Raw genomic sequence first — 18,989 nt, 5'->3', positions numbered from 1 at the left:
ATCGCGCCGGTGAACGCCTCGCAGAGCACGCTGCCTTTCGACCCCGACGCCGCCGCCGGCGGTGCGCTCGGCCTGTTCGTCGAGCGCGCCCTGCCGGCCGAGCCCGGCGTCTGGGACGAGCTGCGTGCCGGCGACGGCAGCGTGCGGCCGGCCTGGCGGCGGTTCGCCGACTGGATGCCCGAGCCCGCCGGCGCCGACCTCGCCGCCGACCTCGACCGCCGCCTGCTGCAGATCGCGCAGCAGATCCGCCTGGACGGCGTCACGCACAACGTCTTCGACGACCAGGGCGCGCCGATGCGGCCGTGGTCGCTGGAGCTGCTGCCGCTGTTGATCGAGTCCGCCGACTGGGCCGGCATCGAGGCTGGCGTGATGCAGCGTGCGGCGCTGCTCGAGCGTGTGCTCGACGACCTCTACGGCGAGCGCCGCCTGCTCGCCGAGGGCCTGCTGCCGCCGGCGCTGGCGCTGCGCCACCCGGGTTATCTGCGGCCGATGATCGGCGCGCGCGTGCCGGGCGGCCTGCGCCTGCACATCGTCGCCTTCGACCTCGCGCGCGGCCCCGACGGCCGCTGGTGGGTCGTCGCCCAGCGCACGCAGGGGCCCTCGGGCCTGGGCTACGTGCTGCACAACCGGCTGCTGGTGTCGCGCCAGTTCCCCGACGCCTTCCGCGAGCTGCGCGTGCAGCATCTGGCGGCCAGCTACCGGCGCCTGCTCGACACGGTGGAGGCCGCGGCGCGCGAGGTCGCCCGCGGCGCCACGCCGCGTGTCGCGCTGCTGACGCCCGGGCCGTACAGCGAGACCTACTACGAACACGCCTACCTCGCGCGTTACCTCGGCCTGCCGCTGGTCGAAGGCGGCGACCTGACGGTGCGCGACGACCGCGTGTACCTGAAGACCGTCGAGGGCCTGGAGCCGGTGCACGCGCTGCTGCGCCGCCTGGACGACGACTGGTGCGACCCGCTGGAGCTGCGCCCCGACTCGACGCTGGGCGTGCCCGGGCTGCTGCAGGCCGCACGCGCCGGCCAGGTGGTGATGGCCAACGCGCTGGGCAGCGCCTTCCTCGAGTCGCCGGCGGTGCAGGGTTTCCTGCCCGGCATCTGCGAGCGCCTGACCGGCGAGCCGCTGCGCATGCCGGCGCTGCCGACCTGGTGGTGCGGCGAGGCGGCGGCCTGGCAGGACGTGCGCGAGCAGCTCGACGGCAAGTTCGTGCGCAGCACCTTCCCGCATGGCGGACGCACGTCGCAGGTGCACGACGGGCACCAACTCAGGGTGGACGAGGACCCCGACGCGTGGACGATCCAGGGCCGGTTGCGGTTCTCGCGTGCGCCGATCTGGGGCGGCGCGGCGCTGAATCCGCGCCCGGCGATGGTGCGTGTCTACGCGATCGCCGAAGGCGGCGGCCGCTGGCACGTGCTGCCCGGCGGCATGACCCGTGTCTCCCGCCGCGAAGACGCCTCGGTGTCGATGCAGCGCGGCGGCTCCAGCCTGGACACCTGGGTGCTGACCGACGGCCCGGTCGACACCTTCTCGATGCTGCCGCGGCGGCTGGAGGTCGACGACATCGCCGCGCGCCGCCGGCCGGTGTCCAGCCGCACCGGCGAGAACCTGTTCTGGCTCGGCCGCTACACCGAGCGCACCGAGCAGCTCGTGCGCCTGGCGCGTGCGACGCTGCTGCAGATCGACGCCGAGAGCGACGCCGACCTCGCCGTGCAGCGGGCGCTGTCGGCGATGGCCGTGGCCAGCGGCCTGGCGCCGGCGGGCGTGCCGACTTTGGAGCAGTCGGCCTCGCGCTTCGAGCGTGCGCTGCTCGGCGCGCTGGGCGACGCCGACGGTGCCTGGAGCGTGGCCTTCAACCTGCGTGCGCTGGAGCAGGCCTCGCAGGCGCTGCGCGAGCGGCTGTCGTCCGAGCAGTGGGGGCTGATCCGCTCGATGCGCGAGGCCTTCGAGGCCGCGTTCCCCGGCGGGCCGACACGGCCGCCGCCGCTGCCCGAGGTGCTGCCGGCGCTCGACCGCCTGGCGCTGCGCCTGGCCGCCGTGACCGGCGTGCAGACCGACCGCATGACACGCGACCACGGCTGGCGGCTGCTCGCCGTCGGCCGGCTGCTGGAGCGCCTGATCGGCCTGGCCTCGCGGCTGGAGGCGCTGCTGCAGGCCGGCGCGCTGGGCAGCGCCGCCGGTGTCGACCTGCTGCTGGAGCTGTTCGACAGCGCGATCACCTTCCGCGCCCGCTACCAGCGCCACGAGGACCTGTTGGCGCTGGCCGACCTGCTGGTCTTCGACGACTCCAACCCGCGTGCCTTCGCCGGCGTGCTGCGCCGGCTGCGCACCGAGCTGCGCAAGCTGCCGCTGGACCCGAACGGCGCCGCCGCCCTGCTGGCGCGGCTGCCGCCCGGCGGCACCGGGCTGACGCTGGAGTCGCTGCGCGGCGCCAGCGACGCCGTCATCGTCGAGCGCCTGCTGGCGCTGTCGGTGTCGCTGCGTGCCGCGGCGATGGCGCTGGCCGACGACGTCGGCACGCGTTTCTTCACGCTGGCGCACGGACAGGACCGACGCGTGTGACCGAGCTCGAGGTCGTCCACGAGACACGCTACGACTACGCCGCGCCGGTGACGCTGGCGCACCACCTGGCGCATCTGCGGCCGCTGGACGACGCCGGCCAGCGCCTGCTGGCGCACGAGCTGGACATCGAGCCGGGGCCGCAGCAGCGCCGCGACGACCGCGACGCCTTCGGCAACCAGCAGAGCCACTTCACGCTGCTGCGGCCGCACCGCACCCTGGTCGTGCGCGCGACGAGCCGGGTGCAGGTCGCGGCGCGTTTCGCCGCGCTGCAGGCGGCGCGTTCTCCGGCCTGGGACACGCTGGCCGCGCGCCTGCGCTACGTCGCCCGCGCGCCCTTCGAGCCGGCAGCCGAGTTCGCCATGTCCTCGCCCTACGTGCCGCGGCTGGAGCCGTTGCGTGCCTGGGCGGCGCCGTCGTGCACGCCGGGCCGGCCGGTGGCCGAACTGGCGATCGAGCTGATGCGCCGGCTGCACCGCGAGTTCGAGTACGAGAGCCGCAGCACCGAGGTCGACACGCCGCTGGCCCAGGCCTTCGTGCAGCGCCGCGGCGTCTGCCAGGACTTCGCCCACCTGCTGGCCGGCGCCTTGCGCATGCACGGCGTGCCGGCGCGCTACGTCAGCGGCTACCTGCTGACACGCGGGCCCGAGGACGGCACGGCGATGGTCGGCGCCGACGCCTCGCATGCCTGGGTCCAGGCCTGGTGCCCCGACACGCCGGGGGTCGCCGGCGGCTGGCTGGACCTGGACCCGACCAACGACCTGGTGCCCGGCAGCGGCCACGTGCGTGTCGCCGTCGGCCGCGACTTCGGCGACGTCACGCCGCTGCGCGGCGTGATCCGCGGCGGCGGCCGGCACACGCTGGCCGTCGGCGTCACGACGCGCGTGGTGGGTCCGGTTGTTGCTAACCCCGGTTGAAGAGGAGCGATGTCGACGATGAAGCCCAGCTTCGACGAGATGAGCGCCGCCGACGGCGCCGTGCGGTCCCATTACCGGACTTACGAACGCTGGCTGCGCCAGCAGCCGGCCGACGCGATGCAGTCGGCACGCAGCGAGGCGGAGATGATCTTCCGCCGTGTCGGCATCACCTTCGCCGTCTACGGCGCCAAGGACGAGGACGGTGCCGGCACCGAGCGCCTGATCCCGTTCGACGTCATCCCGCGCGTGATCCCCGGCGCCGAATGGCGCGAGCTCGAAGCCGGCCTCGCCCAGCGCGTCACCGCGCTGAACCGCTTCCTGCACGACGTCTACCACGAGCAGGAGATCCTGAAGGCCGGCGTCGTGCCGGCCGACCTCATCCTGCGCAACAGCCAGTTCCGCCCCGAGATGATGGGCGTGGACGTGCCGGGCCAGGTCTATTCGCTGATCGCCGGCATCGACATCGTGCGCGCCGCGCAGCCCGACGGCAGCGGCTGCTACTACGTGCTGGAGGACAACCTGCGTGTGCCCAGCGGCGTCAGCTACATGCTCGAGAACCGCAAGATGATGATGCGGCTGTTCCCCGAGCTGTTCGCCAGCCACCGCATCGAGCCGGTCGCGCACTACCCCGACCTGCTGCTGGAGACGCTGCGCGAGTGCGCCCCGACGGCTGCCGACGACCCGACCGTCGTCGTGCTGACGCCCGGCATGTACAACAGCGCCTACTTCGAGCACGCCTTCCTCGCCCAGCAGATGGGCGTCGAGCTGGTCGAGGGCCAGGACCTGTTCGTGCGCGACGGCTTCGTCTACATGCGCACCACGCAGGGCCCCAAGCGTGTCGACGTCATCTACCGCCGCGTCGACGACGACTTCCTCGACCCGCGCGCCTTCCGCCCGGACTCGACGCTGGGCTGCGCCGGGCTGCTGGACGTCTACCGTGCCGGCAACGTGACGCTGGCCAACGCCATCGGCACCGGCATCGCCGACGACAAGAGCGTCTACCCGTACGTGCCGAGGATGATCGAGTTCTACCTCGGCGAGAAGCCGATCCTGCACAACGTGCCGACCTGGGTCTGCCGCGAGCCGGGCGACCTGGCGCACGTGCTGGCGCACCTGGGTGAGCTGGTCGTCAAGGAGGTCCACGGCGCCGGCGGCTACGGCATGCTCGTCGGCCCGGCCGCCAGCCAGGCCGAGATCGAGGCCTTCCGCCAGCAGCTGCTGGCCAACCCGTCGAACTACATCGCCCAGCCGACGCTGGCGCTGTCGACCTGCCCGACCTACGTCGAGCAGGGCATCGCCCCGCGCCACATCGACCTGCGGCCCTTCGTGCTGTCGGGCAAGGGCGTGCAGATGGTGCCCGGCGGGCTGACGCGCGTGGCGCTGAAGGAGGGCTCGCTCGTCGTCAACTCGTCGCAGGGCGGCGGGACGAAGGACACCTGGGTTCTGGAGGACTGAGATGCTGTCGAGAACCGCCGACCACCTGTTCTGGATGGCCCGTTACATGGAGCGGGCCGTTCAGGTGCGAAGCGCCTGCGGCGAAGCCAGAATGCCGCGGCGCGCGGCAGCGCGCGGCGGGGTTTTCGGCCTGATGGAGGACCACCATGCTGTCTAGGACCGCGGATCATCTGTTCTGGATGGCCCGTTACATGGAGCGGGCCGAGAACACCGCCCGGATGCTGGACGTCAACTACCAGACCTCGCTGCTGCCGCAGTCGGCGGACATGGCGGAGCAGGGCTGGCAGGGGCTGCTGTCGATCAGCGAACTCACCTGGAGCTTCCAGCAGAAGTACCGCGAGGTCACGCCGCGCAACGTCATGGACTTCATGGTGCGCGACGAGACCAACCCGTCGAGCATCCTGTGCTGCCTGCGTGCGGCGCGCGAGAACGCGCGCGCGGTGCGCGGCGCGCTGACCACCGAGGTCTGGGAGACGCAGAACCAGACCTGGCTGGAGTTCAACCGCCTGCTCAAGGCCGGCCGCTTCGAGCGCGACCCGGGCGCGATCTTCGAGTGGGTCAAGTACCGCTCGCACCTGTCGCGCGGCGTCACCGTCGGCACGATGCTGCAGGACGAGGCGATGCACTTCCTGCGTGTCGGCACCTTCCTCGAACGCGCCGACAACACCGCGCGCCTGCTCGACGTGAAGTTCCACGCGCTGTCGTCCGAGTACTTCGGCAACGGCAACGTCAAGGAGACGCAGGAGGTCGACTTCTATCACTGGAGCGCGATCCTGCGGTCGGTCTCCGGCTTCGAGGTCTACCGCAAGGTCTACCGCAACGTGATCCGCCCGGAGCGTGTCGCCGAGCTGCTGATCCTGCGCCCGGACATGCCGCGCTCGCTGGCGGCCTGCATGAACGAGGTCGTCGCCAACCTCGAGCCGGTGGCCAACCAGCAGAGCGCCGAGACGCTGCGCCGCGCCGGGCGGCTGCAGGCCGACCTGCAGTACGGCCGCATCGACGAGATCCTGGCCACCGGGCTGCACGCCTACCTGACGCAGTTCCTGGACCGCGTCAACGACCTCGGCGCCGGCATCGGGCGCGACTTCCTGGTGCCGGTGGCGGCCTGATTCAGCGCGCCGCCGGGCCGCTTGCCGTCGCGGCGGCGGCGGCCTCGGCACGCGCCTGGGCGACCGCGTCGCCGAGCGCGATGACCGCCATCGCGTAGTACGACGAGGCGTTGTAGCGCGTCAGCACGCGGAAGTTGGCGGTGCCGGCGACGTAACTCGGCGCCGCGGCGCCGTTCTGCAGCTCGACCAGCGCCATCGGGCCGCCATGGGCACGCCCGGCGGCGTCGAGCTCGGCCCCGGCGGCGGCGAACTCGGCGGCCGTGAAGCTGGGCTCGATGTCCGGCGCCAGCAGCCGCGCACGCGCCGCGGTGTCGACCGGCGGCGCCACCGCGTGCGTTGTCGCCATCCCCGGCTGCCAGCCGTGCGCCGACAGGAAGTGGGCGACGCTGCCGACGGCGTCGACGCCGTTGCCGCCCAGGTCGACGTGGCCGTCGCCGTCGAAGTCCACGGCCAGCCGGTTCAGGTTGCTGGGCATGAACTGCGGCAGGCCGATGGCGCCGGCGAAGGAGCCGCGCACCGCCTGCGGGTCGCGGCCCTCGCGCTCGGCCCAGACCAGGAACTCCTCCAGCTCGCGGCGGAAGAAGGGGCTGCGGTCGCTGCGGCCGGTGGGGAAGTCGAAGGCCAGCGTCGCCAGCGCGTCGACGATGCGAAAACGCCCGGTGATGCGGCCGTAGAAGGTCTCGACGCCGATGATGCCGACGACGATCTCCGGCGGCACGCCCCAGCGCGCCTGGGCACGCGCCAGCGCGTCCTCGTGGTCCTGCCAGAAGGCCAGCCCGGCGGCGATGCGCCGCGGCTCGACGAAACGCGCGCGGTAGGCCGCCCAGTCCTTGGCCGTGCCGGCCGGCGGCGGCATCACCAGGCGCTGCACGCTGTCCAGCCGGCGCGCCTGGGCGAGCTGTACAGCGACCCAGTCGGCGTCCAGGCCGCGGCGCTCGGCGACCTCGGCGGCGAAGCGGCGCAGGTCCTCGCGTTCGCCGTACAGCGGCGCGGCGGGGGCCACGGCCTTGGCCTTGGGTTTCTTCTTCGCCGCGGCGTGTTGCGCGGCGGTGGTTTTGCGGGCGGGCTTCTCGGCGGCGTGAACCAGCGGCGGTGCGGCCAGGGCCAGGGCGATCAGCGCGATGCTCGCGAGGGCGGACTTCGGGGCGGGCATCGGCCCATTATGGGCGGCCCACCTGGCGCAGGGCCTTGGCGAAGCCCGGCCACCAGCGCCGCGCCGGCTGGGCGACGCCGTCGCCGTAGCGCAGCCGGTCCAGCGCCTCCAGCTCCACGGCCAGCGCTTCGCCGGCCGCGCCCAGCGCGGCGCGCACACGCTCGGCGCGCGCCCGCGGCCCGTGCTGCGGGCCGACCTTGACACCACGGCCGGCCAGCGCCCGCTGCACACGCGCCTGCAGGCGCTGCCACGGGTCCTGGCGGTGGCGGTCCCACAGCGCCCAGCCGGCACCGGCGGCTGCGGCGGCCGCGGCCAGCAGCACCAGCGCGCGCGCCAGGTCCTGCCAGTCGGGCGACTCGACGCCCAGCGCCCGCAGCAGGTCGAACTGGCGCTGGCGCGAGTAGTTCAGCACCGCCTGGTTCCAGCGGTTGTTGAGCGTCTCCCAGGCTTCGCGCAGCCGCGCCGCCAGCGCCGGGTTGACGGCGACCATCGTGCCGGCGACGAAACCCGGCGCCGGCGCCAGGCTGCTGCCGCGCTGCACACGTTCGGGCGCGACGGCGGCCGTCGGGTCGGCGCGCACCCAGCCGACGCCCGGCTGCCAGTACTCGGCCCAGGCGTGGGCGTTGCGCTGGCGCACGATCCACCAGCCGTCCACCGGCGCCGGGTCGGTGCCCTGATAGCCGGTGACGATGCGCGCCGGCACGCCCATCGCGCGCATCGCGACGACGAAGGCCGCGGCGAAGTGCTCGCAGAAACCCAGCTTGCGGTCGAGCCAGAACTCGTCGATCGCGTCGCGGCCGTAGGGGCCGGGCTCCAGCGTGTAGCCGTAGCCGCCGCTGGCGACCTCGCGCAGCAGCGCCGCGGCCAGCGTGCGCGCGTCGACGCCGGCCAGCTCGGGCCGGGCCTGCAGCGCGCGCGCCCAGGCCAGCGTGCGCGGGTTGTAGCCCGGCGGCAGGCCCAGCCAGTCGGCCAGCTGCGGCACCGCGCTGCGCGGGCCGTGGCGGTGGGCCGGCCAGGCCGCGGCGCTGAAGCGCACGCGGTCGGTCAGCGGGCGGTCGAGCTGCCACTGCAGGTCGGCGCGCAGCCGCGGGCTCCAGCCTTCCAGCCGCGGCGCGGCCCCGTCGCGCGCCGGCGTGATCTCCAGCAGCGGCAGCATCGCCAGCCGGCTGGGCTCCAGCGTCATCTCGTAGCGCAGCGGGGCGCCGAGCAGCTGCGGCTCGCCGGCCGCGCCGAAGCGCTCGGGCACGCGGTTCCAGTCCAGGCCGTCGAAGCGGCCGAGCACCGGGCCGCGGAAGTACATCGCGTCCGGCGGCGGCACCGCGCCGTCGAAGCGCACGCGCAGCGCGATCGAGTCGTCGTTGGCCACCTCGGCGACGCCGCCCAGGCGCATCGTGCCCGACAGCCCGGTGCGCCCGGCGGCGTCGTTGGGCACGCCCCACAGCGGGCCGATGCGCGGGAACAGCAGGAACAGCGCCACCATCACCGGCGCGCCGAGCAGCGCCGCGCGCGCCGCCAGCGCCCCGGCGCGCGCCAGCGGCGGCCGGCCCACCGGCATGTGCGCCAGCACCAGCGCCGCCAGCAGCCCCCACACCGACAGCAGCATCGACGCCGCCACCAGCAGGCTCTGCGAGTACAGGAAGTTCGTCAGCACGACGAAGAAGCCGAGGAAGAAGACGACCAGCGCGTCGCGCCGCGCACGCAGCTCCAGCGTCTTCAGCGTCATCAGCACGACGAGCAGCGTGACGCCGGCCTCCTTGCCCAGCAGCGTGCGCTCGCTCCAGAAGGTCAGCGCGCCGGCCAGCAGCAGCAGGCCGACCCGCACCCAGTGCCCCGGCAGCGGCCGGTTGCCCACCGCCAGCCAGGCCCGCCAGACGAGGATCACGCCGGCCAGCACGCTGCACCACACGGCCACGTGGGCGGCGTGCGGCAGCAGCGTCCAGCCGATGACGGCCAGCAGGAACAGCGTGTCGCGCGCCTCGCGCGTCGTGCGCGGCGGCGGGCTCATCCGGGCCAGCCCGCCAGCAGGTCGAGCGCGGCGCGGCGCTGCGTGTCGCCGCCGCCGGGCGCGAGTTCGCGGCCGGGCAGGCGCAGCCCCCAGGGCCGGCCGGCCTGTTCGCAGGCCTGCACCCAGGCCGCCAGCCGCGACAGCCGGCGTTCGGTGTCGCCGCCCGTGTCGGCCCAGTCCAGCCAGACCTCGCGCCGGCCTTCGCCGCGGCCGTCGCGGCTGACCAGCTCGCCGGTCTGCGCGACCTTCTTCCAGACGATCTGGCGCAGGCCGTCGCCGCGGCGGTAGTGGCGCACGCCGTCGAACTCCTGCCCGGCGGGCTGGGCCGCGGGCGCCGCGGCCTCGCCCGGCTGCGCCGCGGCGGCCGGCACGGCCGGCGCCGGCGTCTCGGGCCGCGGCCAGGCGAGCACGCGCGCGGCCGGCCGCCAGACGCTCCAGGCGCGGAACAGCCCGAGCGGGAACACCGTCTCGACGACCACCAGCGGCAGCGCGTGCCAGCCGCGCCGCGGCGGCACGAAGGCCAGCTGCACCGTCTCCTGGGCGCCGGCGTCGACGTCGCACCAGGCGACACCGCCCTGGCGCCGCCAGCCCAGCGCGATGCCGTGGCGCGGGCGCCGGCCGGGGTTGGTCAGCACGATCTCCACCGTCGCCGCGTCGGCGGCGAAACCGGGCCGCGGCGCCTTCAGGTGCAGCGTCAGCCCGCGCAGCGTGCCGTGCGTCTGGTGCATCGACACCAGGCCGGCGCCGGCGAGCAGGAAGGTCAGCACGTAGCCGAGGTTGAGCTGGTAGTTGATCGACGCCAGCAGCATCGCCAGCAGCGTGGCCGCGAACGCCAGCCCGGCGCGTGTCGGCACGATGTAGAGGTTGCGCTGGGTCAGCGTCCAGGTGTCGGACGCCGGCATGCGGCGCTCGAGCCAGCGCTCGAAGGCCTCGCGCGCGGCGGCGATCACGGGACCGGCGTGGCCTCGACCATCGCCCGCACCTGCGCCACGGCGCCGCGCCCGGCACCGGGCACCGGCTGCAGCCGGTGGGCGACGGCCTGCGGCAGCAGCGCCTGCACGTCCTCCGGCGCGACCCAGTCGCGCCCGGCCATCAGCGCGCGGGCCTTCGCCACGCGCAGCACGGCGATGCCGGCACGCGGCGACAGGCCCTGCACGAACCAGCGCCCGGAGCGTGTCTCGGCGATCAGCGCCTGCAGGTAGTCGAGCAGCGGCTCGCTGGCCTTGACGCGCTGCACCGCCTGCTGCGCGGCCAGCAGCCCGGCCGGGTCCATCACCGGCTGCAGCCGCGTCGCCAGCTCGCGCCGGTCCTCGCCGGCGAGCAGCGCACGTTCGCTGGCGCGGTCGGGGTAGCCCAGCGTGATGCGCAGCAGGAAGCGGTCGAGCTGGCTCTCGGGCAGCGGGTAGGTGCCGAGCTGGTCGCTCGGGTTCTGCGTCGCGATGACGAAGAACGGCCGCGGCAGCGCGCGCGTCTCGCCGTCGATCGAGACCTGGTGCTCTTCCATCGCCTCGAGCAGCGCGCTCTGGGTCTTCGGGCCGGCGCGGTTGATCTCGTCGGCCAGCAGCACCTGCGCGAACACCGGGCCGGGGTGGAAGACGAAGGCGTCGCGCTGGCGGTCGAAGACGCTGACGCCGACCAGGTCGCTGGGCATCAGGTCGGCGGTGAACTGCGTGCGCGAGAAGCTGAGCCCCAGCGAGCCGGCCAGCGCGTGGGCCAGCGTCGTCTTGCCGACGCCGGGAACGTCCTCGATCAGCAGGTGGCCGCCGGCCAGCAGGCAGGCGACGCTGTCCTCGATCTGCGGGCGTTTGCCGACGATGATCGTGCTAATCTGGTCGACCAGCCCGGAGATCTGGCGCGCAAGGCTCGAATCCATGCGCGGGACCATACCCCGAAACCATAACGACGACTCATGACGACCGCGTTCTACAGCCATGCGGAGTGCCGATTGCACGATATGGGGCCAGGACACCCCGAGTGCCCGCAGCGGCTGGACGCGATCTCCGATCACCTGCTGGCCACCGGCCTGGACGTCGCGCTCGACTTCCGCGACGCGCCGCCGGCCACGCTCGAGCAGATCGAGCGCGCGCACAGCGCCGGCTACGTGCTGCAGCTGCAGGACGCGCTGGTGCAGATCCAGGAGAGCGGCCAGGCCCGCGCGCTGGACCCCGACACCTTCGCCTGCCCCGACACCTGGCGCGCCGCGCTGCGTGCCGCCGGGGCCTGCGTCGCGGCCACCGACGACGTGCTCGACGGCCGCGCCCGCAACGCCTTCTGCGCCGTGCGCCCGCCGGGCCACCACGCGACGCGCGACGAGACGATGGGCTTCTGCTTCTTCAACAACGTCGCGATCGCGGCGCGCCACGCGCTCGACGTGCGCGGCCTGAAGCGCGTGGCGATCATCGACTTCGACGTGCACCACGGCAATGGCACCGAGGACATCGTCGCCGGCGACGAGCGCATCCTGATGTGCAGCTTCTTCCAGCACCCGCTGTACCCGTACAGCGGCGCCGTGCCCAAGGGCGAGAACATGGTCAACGTGCCGATCCCGCCGTACACGCGCGGCGGCGAGCTGCGCGAGACGCTGATGGCGATGTGGATGCCGCGGCTGGAGGAGTTCGAGCCGCAGATGGTCTTCATCTCCGCCGGCTTCGACGGCCACCGCGAGGACGACATGGGCCAGCTCGGCCTGGTCGAGGCCGACTTCGAGTGGATCACGCGCCAGGTCGTCGGTGTCGCCGACCGCTGCGCGAAGGGCCGCGTCGTCTCGGTGCTCGAGGGCGGCTACAACCTCAGCGCGCTGGCGCGCAGCGTGGCCGCGCACATCCGGGTGCTCGCCGACGTCTGATGGTCCGCGCCACGACGGCCGAACGCCTCGGCCAGATCTTCGATTCGCTGCGTGCGCCCGGGGCGCTGATCGAGCTGGGCATCGTCGTGCTGTGCCTGGCGCTGGCCTGGGCGCTGGTGCGCCAGATCGCCGCCCGCGTCGAGCACAAGGGCTCGATCTGGCTCGGCAGCCGCGGCGTCGACGGCGTGCTGTTCCCGCTGCTGGCGCTGTGTTTCGCGGTCGCCGGCGAGTGGATCCTCGGCGACGCGGTGCCGCGCGCGGTGTTCCGCCTGGCGGTGCCGGTGCTGCTGTCGCTGCTGCTGATCCGGCTGACGGTGCGTGTGCTGCAGCAGGCCTTCCCGAAGTCGGGCGTGATGCGCGTCGTCGAGCGCAGCGTGTCCTGGATCGCCTGGATCGGCGCGGTGCTGTGGATCACCGGCGTGCTGCCGCTGTTGATGGCCGAACTCGACGCCATCACCTGGAAGGTCGGCAGCGTGCGGCTGTCGGTGGGCAGCGTCATCGAGGCGGTGTTCAACACCTCGATCGTGCTGGTGCTGACGCTGTGGATCTCGCAGGTGCTCGAGCAGCGCCTGCTCAAGGGCGCGGGCGACAACCTGTCGGTCCGCAAGATGGCGGCCAACCTGCTGCGTTCGGTGCTGCTGTTCGTCGGCCTGATGATGGCGCTGTCGGCCGCCGGCATCGACCTGACGGCGCTCAGCGTGTTCGGCGGCGCGATCGGCGTCGGCCTCGGTTTCGGCCTGCAGAAGCTGGCGTCCAACTACGTCAGCGGCTTCGTCATCCTGGCCGAGCGCAGCGTGCGCATCGGCGACATGGTCAGCGTCGACGGATTCTCCGGCCGCATCACCGACATCAACACGCGCTACACCGTGATCCGCGCGCTCGACGGCCGCGAGTCCATCGTGCCCAACGAGATGATGATCGTGCAGCGTGTCGAGAACGCCTCGCTGGCCGACACCCGGGTCTGGCTGTCGACCGTCGTGCAGGTGGCCTACGGCACCGACCTCGACACGCTGATGCCGCGCATCAGCGCCGCGGTCGCGGCGGTGCCGCGTGTGCTCGCCGACCCGGCGCCGTCGGTGCAGCTCAGCAGCTTCGCCGCCGACGGCCTGGAGCTGACGATCGGCTTCTGGATCGGCGACCCGCACAACGGCCAGGGCAACGTGCGCTCGGCGGTCAACCTGGCGCTGCTGCGCCTGCTGAACGCCGAGGGCGTCGAGATCCCGTTCCCGCAGCGTGTCGTGCGCCAGGTCGGCGACGCCGCGGCCGACTGATCAGGCCTCGCGGCCGATCGCCTGCGCCAGCCGCGCCCAGCGCGGCGCCGACACCTGCTCGCGCACCACGCCCAGCAGCGCCTCGACGGCCTGCGGCGGCGCCTTGGCGCGCAGATCGGCGAACAGGATCGCCAGCTCGGGCACGCTGAGCGCCACCGCCAGCCAGCGCACGACGAGTGCCATCTCCTGCGGCGGGATCGTCGCCATCAGCCGGTCGTGCAGCTCGACGAGCTCGTCGTCGCGGTACAGCGCCCACAGCGCGGCGTTGTTGCGCGTCTCCTCGACCTGCATGTGCAGCAGGTTCTCGCCGACGAAGGCTGCGAGGTGACGGTACAGCCGCAGCGCCAGCAGCGCGCGCTGCGCCGGTGCCGCCGTGCGCAGCGCGTGCGTCTCGTCCTCGAGGTTGGCGATGGCCTCCAGGTGCTCGACGTGGTCACCGGCGGTGTCGGCGGCGCCGCCGGGCCGGCGCGCCTCGATCGCGGTGTGGATGAAGTCGTTCTCGTGCTGCACGTGGCCGCGCAGCGTGGCCAGCAGCAGCTCGACCTGGTCGAGCACGTCGGCACGTTCGCCGGCGTCGTCGAGGTCCATCGCGCCGACGGCGGCGACGGTGTGATGCATGAACTCGCGCAGCGCCTTGTGGATGAAGACGTAGAGGTCGAAGCGCGCGGCCGTCGCGGTGGCGGCGTAGGTGTTGCCCGGCAGGGCGGAGATCGTGTGCATCGGGGTTCCTCGTGATCGCCGGCGCCCTGCGGCCGGCGTGGAACCGAAGTCTGGACAGCGGCCCCGGCGCCGGCATCGTCCGCAGGAGCCATCGCCGCGGCCACGACGGGCCATCGGCAGCGGCTCAGCCGCGCTGCGCGGCGTGCCAGGCGGCGGCCTGGCCGCGCGACGCGGCGCCCAGCTTGTCGAGGATGTTGGCGACGTGGCGCTTGACGGTGTGCGGGCTCAGGTCCAGCGCGCGTGCGATCAGCTTGTTGCTGTCGCCGGCGGCGATGCGCTCCAGCACCTCCCACTCGCGTGCGCTGAGGCCGCCGGGCAGTGGTGCCGGCGCCGCGGCCGGCGGCGCGAAGGCGCGGCCCAGCCAGCCGCCGAGCACGGCGACGGCTTCGTCGGCCAGCACGCCGGTCCAGTCGGTGGCGGCCAGCGCCTCGAGGGCCGGGCGCGCGAACAGCGCCGCGCCGACGCCGGCACCCCCGGCGACGCGGCGCACCGCGGTCGCCAGCTCGGCGGCGGCCGACTCGCGCCGGCCCTGGGCGAGCAGCGCCGCGGCACGGTACAGCCGCACCTCGACGGCGTGGCCCAGGCGGTCGACGGCCTCCTCGCACTCCAGCGCCCGGCTCCAGCAGTCGATCGCCGCATCGGGGCGGCCGGCCAGCCGTTCGGCGTGGCCCGCCAGCGCCTCGATCTGGCTGGCCTGGGCCGCGGCGGCGAAGCCGTCGGCCGACGGATGGCCGCGCAGCCAGTCGAGATGGCGCAGCAGGCGCTCGCGTTCGCCGAAACGTGCGGCCACACGCGCCGCGTGCAGCCGCAGCACCCACAGCGAAGCCGGCCCGCGTGCCGCCGGGTGTTCGTCGACCAGGCGCTCGGCGGCGGCCAGCGCCGGCTCGCGTTCGCCGCGCAGCGCGTGCACGAAAGCCGCCAGCAGCTGCGCGCTGCCGGCGACGTTGGCCGGCTCGCCGAGCCAGCGGCAGTCGTCCAGCACCGCGGCCAGTTCCTGCTCGGCGGCGTCGAGCTCGCCGCGCTGCCAGGCGTGGTGCCAGCCGGCCTGCACACGCGCCAGCGCACGCAGCGGCAGCGGCCGGTCGGCGGCGACCCGCAAGGCGCCGCGCACGTAGCGCTGCAGCGCGGCCTCGGTGCCCGGCAGGCCGTTCAGGCGCGGCAGCGGGTGGGCGCGGTACCACAGCGATGCGTCGTCGCAGGTCTCCAGCAGCGCCACCAGCTCGTCGAGCAGCGGCCCCAGCCGGTGCAGCGAGCCCAGGTCCAGCGCATGCCAGGTGCAGGCGACGAGCACGACGACGCGCGTGTCGCGCGACATCGCCTCGCGCCGCAGCGGCCCCAGCCGCGCCGCGCTCTCGACGTGGCGGCCCAGCGCGTTCAGCGCCAGCGACTGGTAGGCCACCGCGGCGCGCGCCCGGTCGGCCTCGCCGCATGCGACCCAGCCGCGTTCGGCCGCGCGCATTGCCTGCAGCATCGCCGGGAAGTCCCAGCGCGCCCAGGCCAGCAGGCCGCGCACCTCGTGCAGCGCCGGCGACGTGGCGGCAAAGCTGTCCGGGAACAGCGCCAGCAGGTGGGCGACGGTGGCCAGCGCGCCTTCGGTCAGCAGCGTCGGCGCCTGGGCGAGCAGGGCCGCGGCGGCGCCGTCGACGTCGCCGGCGTGCAGCAGCATCGGCAGCTGGCGCGCGGGGTCGCTCTCGCCGGCGGCGGCGCGCCGCCACAGCGCCGGCCATTCGTCGGGGTGCTCGAGCCGCAGGCGTTCGAGCAGCGTCTCGCGGAACAGGTCGTGCAGCCGCAGCGTCGGCTCGGCGGCCTGCAGGCTGCTGACGAACAGGCCCAGGCGCTCGATGCGCTCGATCTGGGCCGCGGCGCGCGCGTCACCCGTGACGGCGGCGGCGCGCGCGGCGGTCAGCTCGGGCAGCACGGCGCTGCGCAGCAGGAAGGCCCGCAGCTCGGCCGGCAGCGGCCCGATCACCTCCTCGTCGAGGAAGTCGCGGATCGCACGTTCGCCGGCGGCGGCGCTGCGGGCACCGTGCGCCAGGGCCAGCCGCAGGCCGGCGGGCCAGCCGCGTGTGCGTGCGGCCAGCGCCGTCGCGCCCGGGCCCTCGGCCTCCAGCGCGCCGGCCAGCGCTTCGGCTTCCTCGGTGGCGAACTGCAGCTCGTGGCGGCGGAACTCGGCCAGCTCGCCGGCGGCGCGCCAGCGCGCCAGCGACAGCGGCGGGTCCTCGCGTGTCGCGACGGCCACCGTCCAGCGCGGGCCCAGGCGTTCGAGCACGCCGTCGAGCAGCTCGAAGAACGCGGCGTCGGCGACGCGGTGCAGATCGTCGAAGACGATGACGCCGTGCTCGACTTCGCAGGATTCGAGCGCGTCGAGCAGCTCGGCGGCCAGCCGGGCGCGGCCGCGCGGATCGTCGACACGCGCCAGCAGCGCCTCGGGCGCGGTGCGCCACGGCAGGTCATGGGGTTCGAGCGCCGCGATCCAGCACTCCAGCAGGCGGTGCAGGTCGTCGTCGGCGTCGGCCGAGATCCAGGCGACGGCGGTGCCGGCCGGCAGCCGGGCGAGCTGTCGCGCCAAGGCCGTGGTCTTGCCGTAGCCGGCGGCGGCGCAGACCAGCACCAGGCGCTGGCCGAGCAGCGCGTCCAGCAGATGGGCGTCGAGTGCCGGGCGCTCGATCCAGGTGCCGGCCGTGCCGGCGCGCGGCCGGGGCGGCTGGATCTTGGTGCGGGCGAAGCTCATGCCGCGGACCCCCCCGGTGGCGGCGGACGCCGGATTCTGCGCCGAGCGCCACGGGCCGCGCCTCGGGAGTGTCCGCGACAGGGTTTGCGCGCTGTCCATGGCGCATGGTCGCGCCCAGGGTGGTGCCGGCGCGCGTGCCGTGCGACGAAACGCGGGCCGGCGGCGACGAAGCGCCGCTGTCGCGGCTTACGGCGCCAGCCGCTCCCGCACCCACGCGCCGCCGTCCAGGCGGTAGCGCAGCCGGTCGTGCAGCCGGCTCTTGCGGCCCTGCCAGAACTCCCAGCCGTCGGGCACCAGGCGGTAGCCGCCCCAGTGCGGCGGCCGCGGCGGCGACAGCGCGTAGCTCGCGGCGTACTTGGCCGCGTTGGCGACCAGCGTCGCGCGCGACGGGATCACCTGGCTCTGCGGCGAGGCCCAGGCACCGATGCGCGAGTCCAGCGGCCGCGAGGCGAAATAGGCGTCCGACAGCTCGGGTTCGACCTTCTCGACCCGGCCCTCGATGCGCACCACACGCTCCAGCTCGATCCAGTGGAACTGCAGCGCGGCATGGGGGTTGACGGCCAGCTCGCGGCCCTTGCGGCTGTCGTAGTTCGTGTACCAGACGATGCCGCGCGCGTCGAAGCCCTTGATCAGCACGACGCGCGTCGACGGCCGGCCGTCGGCGCCGACGGTGGCCACCGTCATCGCGTTCGGCTCGGGCACCTGGGCGTCGATCGCCTGTTTCATCCAGCGCTCGAACTGGCGCAGCGGGTCGGCGTCGGAAGCGGTCTCGTCGAGCGCGTCGCGCTCGTAGCTCTTGCGGAGGGCAGCCAGGTCCATGGGCCGAGTATAGGAAGCGGGCCGGCGACGCCCGGCCCGGCGGTGCCCAGACGGTGCTTCCCTTACGTGGAACGCCGTAGGTGAACGTCCCACTGCCGGCCGTCGTCCGCCGCCGCCATTCTTCGTGACACGGGGAGTCGACGGGGAAGGCGAGCGCCATGAACACGAGCCCGACGATCGTCGTGCTGGCAGCCGGGCAGGGGGCGCGCTTCCACCCGGCGCGGCACCCGCTGGATCAAGCGCTTCACGGCTCGACGGTGCTCGGCACCACCGTCGCCCATGCGCTGCAGACCGGCCTGCGTGTGCTCGTCGTCACGACCGAGCGCCTGGTGCCGCTGCTGCGGCCGGCGCTGCCGCTGCGTGACCTGCTGGTGCTCGACGACGCCAGCGCCCAGCGCGGCGCGGGCCAGTCGATCGCCGCCGGTGTGCGCGACAGCCCCGACTCGGCCGGCTGGCTGGTGCTGCCCGGCGACCTGCCGATGCTGCGGCCGGCGACGATCCTGGCTGTCGCCGGCTCGGTGGCCACGCATGCGGTGTCCTATGCCCAGCATGGCGGACGCCGCGGCCATCCGGTGGGCTTCGCCGCCGAGCTGTACTCGGAACTGGCGTCGCTGCAGGGCGACGACGGCGCGCGCCGGCTGATGGCGCGTTATCCGGCCGTCGGCGTCGAGGTCGACGACGCCGGCGTGCTCGTCGCGGTCGACCCCGACGACGATCTGGACGCCCCTCGCTGGCCGTTGCGCCGCGCGCTGGCCGGCTGATCGCCGCCGCGGCCGACCAGCCCGGCACAGGCCGCCAGGCGCATCAGGCGCTCGATCTCGCGGTCGTGCACGCCACGGTCACGCAGCGCGGCGGCGGTTTCGGCCAGGTACTGCAGCGTCGTGCCGTAGCGTCCGCGGGCGTGGCGCAGGATGGCCAGCACCTCCTCGTCGCACAGCCGGCCGGTGTAGTGCTCGCTGCGCCGGCTGAGCGTGAAGGCCAGTGCCGGCACCGTGCCCTGCGGCGTCTCGCAGGGCAGGAAACGCGGGTCGTAGATGCCGCCGCCGACCATCTCGCGGTCCCACAGCCGTTGCAGCTCGGCGTCGGCGGTCTCGGGCCGCATGCGGTAGACGAAGCCGCGGCAGGCGCCGCCGGCCATCAGCGCGAAGACCAGACCGGGCTGCTGCGGCGTGCCGCGGTTGATCTGCGAGCGCATGCGAAAGGCGCGGTGCCAGCCGCGCACCAGCGCCGGACGGTGCTCGGCGGCCTCGAACTCCGGGCGCCAGATCAGCGAGGCATAGCCGAAGACCCACAGGTCACCGCGCCCGCCCCACTGGGCGCGCAGCAGCGCGAGGCGGGCGGTGGGGTCGTGCGGACAGGCGCTCACGGGTGGGAGCGCGCCGCGGGGCGCGAGAGCCGGGTCATGGAGTTC

At 74.2% G+C, this 18,989-nt stretch carries 16 protein-coding genes; 8 read left to right on the top strand and 8 right to left on the bottom strand.

Features of this window, described 5'->3' with window-relative positions:
• Nucleotides 1–9 precede the first annotated feature (9 nt).
• Genes LOC65_RS15735 through LOC65_RS15715 form a run of 5 tightly spaced genes read left to right on the top strand, consistent with a single transcriptional unit; the run spans nt 10 to nt 6,034 of the window.
• The gene (locus LOC65_RS15735) at nt 10–2,556 is read left to right on the top strand and encodes a circularly permuted type 2 ATP-grasp protein (RefSeq protein ID WP_230248189.1); all 2,547 of its coding nucleotides are present in this window, start codon (nt 10–12) and stop codon (nt 2,554–2,556) included.
• Nucleotides 2,553–3,470, top strand: a complete 918-nt coding sequence (locus LOC65_RS19510; RefSeq protein WP_230248188.1) for a transglutaminase family protein — start codon at nt 2,553–2,555, stop codon at nt 3,468–3,470. The genes LOC65_RS15735 and LOC65_RS19510 overlap by 4 nt, the downstream gene beginning before the upstream one ends.
• Nucleotides 3,471–3,488: 18 nt before the next feature.
• Nucleotides 3,489–4,925 carry a circularly permuted type 2 ATP-grasp protein gene (locus tag LOC65_RS15725; RefSeq protein ID WP_164962350.1) on the top strand — a complete coding sequence of 479 codons (1,437 nt, stop codon included), beginning with the start codon at nt 3,489–3,491 and terminating at the stop codon, nt 4,923–4,925.
• 1 nt (nt 4,926) lies between these two features.
• Nucleotides 4,927–5,082 carry an alpha-E domain-containing protein gene (locus LOC65_RS15720; protein WP_230248187.1) on the top strand — a complete coding sequence of 52 codons (156 nt, stop codon included), beginning with the start codon at nt 4,927–4,929 and terminating at the stop codon, nt 5,080–5,082.
• Nucleotides 5,072–6,034: an alpha-E domain-containing protein gene (locus LOC65_RS15715; RefSeq protein ID WP_009856036.1), complete on the top strand. Its 963-nt coding sequence runs from the start codon at nt 5,072–5,074 to the stop codon at nt 6,032–6,034. The genes LOC65_RS15720 and LOC65_RS15715 overlap by 11 nt, the downstream gene beginning before the upstream one ends.
• Nucleotide 6,035: 1 nt before the next feature.
• Here LOC65_RS15715 and mltB read toward each other — a convergent pair whose 3' ends face one another.
• The 4 genes from mltB to LOC65_RS15695 are packed head-to-tail and all read right to left on the bottom strand — an operon-like array spanning nt 6,036 to nt 11,065.
• The gene (gene mltB, locus LOC65_RS15710; protein ID WP_230248186.1) at nt 6,036–7,187 is read right to left on the bottom strand and encodes a lytic murein transglycosylase B; all 1,152 of its coding nucleotides are present in this window, start codon (nt 7,185–7,187) and stop codon (nt 6,036–6,038) included.
• 7 nt (nt 7,188–7,194) lie between these two features.
• The gene (locus tag LOC65_RS15705) at nt 7,195–9,192 is read right to left on the bottom strand and encodes a DUF3488 and transglutaminase-like domain-containing protein (protein WP_230248185.1); all 1,998 of its coding nucleotides are present in this window, start codon (nt 9,190–9,192) and stop codon (nt 7,195–7,197) included.
• The gene (locus LOC65_RS15700; protein WP_029718627.1) at nt 9,189–10,142 is read right to left on the bottom strand and encodes a DUF58 domain-containing protein; all 954 of its coding nucleotides are present in this window, start codon (nt 10,140–10,142) and stop codon (nt 9,189–9,191) included. Before LOC65_RS15700 ends, LOC65_RS15705 begins: the two co-directional genes overlap by 4 nt.
• Nucleotides 10,139–11,065 carry a MoxR family ATPase gene (locus LOC65_RS15695; RefSeq protein WP_230248184.1) on the bottom strand — a complete coding sequence of 309 codons (927 nt, stop codon included), beginning with the start codon at nt 11,063–11,065 and terminating at the stop codon, nt 10,139–10,141. The genes LOC65_RS15700 and LOC65_RS15695 overlap by 4 nt, the downstream gene beginning before the upstream one ends.
• Before the next feature lie 36 nt (nt 11,066–11,101).
• On the opposite strand from LOC65_RS15695, the gene LOC65_RS15690 reads away from it, so the two are divergent.
• Together LOC65_RS15690 and LOC65_RS15685 are read left to right on the top strand one after the other, a co-directional pair.
• A complete protein-coding gene (locus LOC65_RS15690; RefSeq protein WP_029718625.1) occupies nt 11,102–12,037 on the top strand; it encodes a histone deacetylase family protein in 936 nt (311 codons plus the stop codon).
• Nucleotides 12,037–13,308, top strand: coding sequence for a mechanosensitive ion channel family protein (locus LOC65_RS15685; protein ID WP_009858193.1), 1,272 nt, complete (start codon nt 12,037–12,039; stop codon nt 13,306–13,308). Before LOC65_RS15690 ends, LOC65_RS15685 begins: the two co-directional genes overlap by 1 nt.
• On the opposite strand, the gene LOC65_RS15680 is transcribed toward LOC65_RS15685, so the two are convergent.
• From LOC65_RS15680 to pdxH, 3 genes are all read right to left on the bottom strand, one after another.
• Complete coding sequence (locus LOC65_RS15680; protein WP_230248183.1) at nt 13,309–14,028, bottom strand: hypothetical protein; 720 nt, start codon at nt 14,026–14,028, stop codon at nt 13,309–13,311.
• A gap of 124 nt (nt 14,029–14,152) precedes the next feature.
• The gene (locus tag LOC65_RS15675) at nt 14,153–16,759 is read right to left on the bottom strand and encodes a LuxR C-terminal-related transcriptional regulator (protein WP_230248182.1); all 2,607 of its coding nucleotides are present in this window, start codon (nt 16,757–16,759) and stop codon (nt 14,153–14,155) included.
• A gap of 186 nt (nt 16,760–16,945) precedes the next feature.
• On the bottom strand, nt 16,946–17,578 hold the full coding sequence (gene pdxH, locus LOC65_RS15670; RefSeq protein ID WP_164962041.1) for a pyridoxamine 5'-phosphate oxidase: 633 nt from the start codon (nt 17,576–17,578) through the stop codon (nt 16,946–16,948).
• Between the two features lie 158 nt (nt 17,579–17,736).
• On the opposite strand from pdxH, the gene LOC65_RS15665 reads away from it, so the two are divergent.
• The gene (locus tag LOC65_RS15665; protein WP_009858189.1) at nt 17,737–18,339 is read left to right on the top strand and encodes an NTP transferase domain-containing protein; all 603 of its coding nucleotides are present in this window, start codon (nt 17,737–17,739) and stop codon (nt 18,337–18,339) included.
• Here the strand turns inward: LOC65_RS15665 and LOC65_RS15660 are convergent.
• Entirely contained in the window at nt 18,228–18,944 is a 717-nt protein-coding gene (locus LOC65_RS15660; RefSeq protein WP_164962042.1) for a gamma-glutamylcyclotransferase, read from the bottom strand. The two genes, LOC65_RS15665 and LOC65_RS15660, sit on opposite strands and share 112 nt — an antisense overlap.
• Nucleotides 18,945–18,989 lie beyond the last annotated feature (45 nt).

Origin of the sequence: Rubrivivax sp. JA1055 (assembly GCF_020966565.1) — a bacterium.
In the GTDB taxonomy this organism is placed as follows: domain Bacteria; phylum Pseudomonadota; class Gammaproteobacteria; order Burkholderiales; family Burkholderiaceae_C; genus Rubrivivax; species Rubrivivax benzoatilyticus.
The sequence above is the reverse complement of the archived record's forward strand: the minus strand, read 5'-3'. Positions and strand labels throughout refer to the sequence as shown.

Coding starts and splice junctions, on each gene's coding strand:
- LOC65_RS15705 (WP_230248185.1), bottom strand. CDS start 9,192: ATGAGCCCGCCGCCGCGCACGACGCGCGAGGCGCGCGACACGCTGTTC.
- LOC65_RS15690 (WP_029718625.1), top strand. CDS start 11,102: ATGACGACCGCGTTCTACAGCCATGCGGAGTGCCGATTGCACGATATG.
- LOC65_RS15720 (WP_230248187.1), top strand. CDS start 4,927: ATGCTGTCGAGAACCGCCGACCACCTGTTCTGGATGGCCCGTTACATG.
- mltB (WP_230248186.1), bottom strand. CDS start 7,187: ATGCCCGCCCCGAAGTCCGCCCTCGCGAGCATCGCGCTGATCGCCCTG.
- LOC65_RS15685 (WP_009858193.1), top strand. CDS start 12,037: ATGGTCCGCGCCACGACGGCCGAACGCCTCGGCCAGATCTTCGATTCG.
- LOC65_RS15695 (WP_230248184.1), bottom strand. CDS start 11,065: ATGGATTCGAGCCTTGCGCGCCAGATCTCCGGGCTGGTCGACCAGATT.
- LOC65_RS15725 (WP_164962350.1), top strand. CDS start 3,489: ATGAAGCCCAGCTTCGACGAGATGAGCGCCGCCGACGGCGCCGTGCGG.
- LOC65_RS15665 (WP_009858189.1), top strand. CDS start 17,737: ATGAACACGAGCCCGACGATCGTCGTGCTGGCAGCCGGGCAGGGGGCG.
- pdxH (WP_164962041.1), bottom strand. CDS start 17,578: ATGGACCTGGCTGCCCTCCGCAAGAGCTACGAGCGCGACGCGCTCGAC.
- LOC65_RS15675 (WP_230248182.1), bottom strand. CDS start 16,759: ATGAGCTTCGCCCGCACCAAGATCCAGCCGCCCCGGCCGCGCGCCGGC.
- LOC65_RS15680 (WP_230248183.1), bottom strand. CDS start 14,028: ATGCACACGATCTCCGCCCTGCCGGGCAACACCTACGCCGCCACCGCG.
- LOC65_RS15715 (WP_009856036.1), top strand. CDS start 5,072: ATGCTGTCTAGGACCGCGGATCATCTGTTCTGGATGGCCCGTTACATG.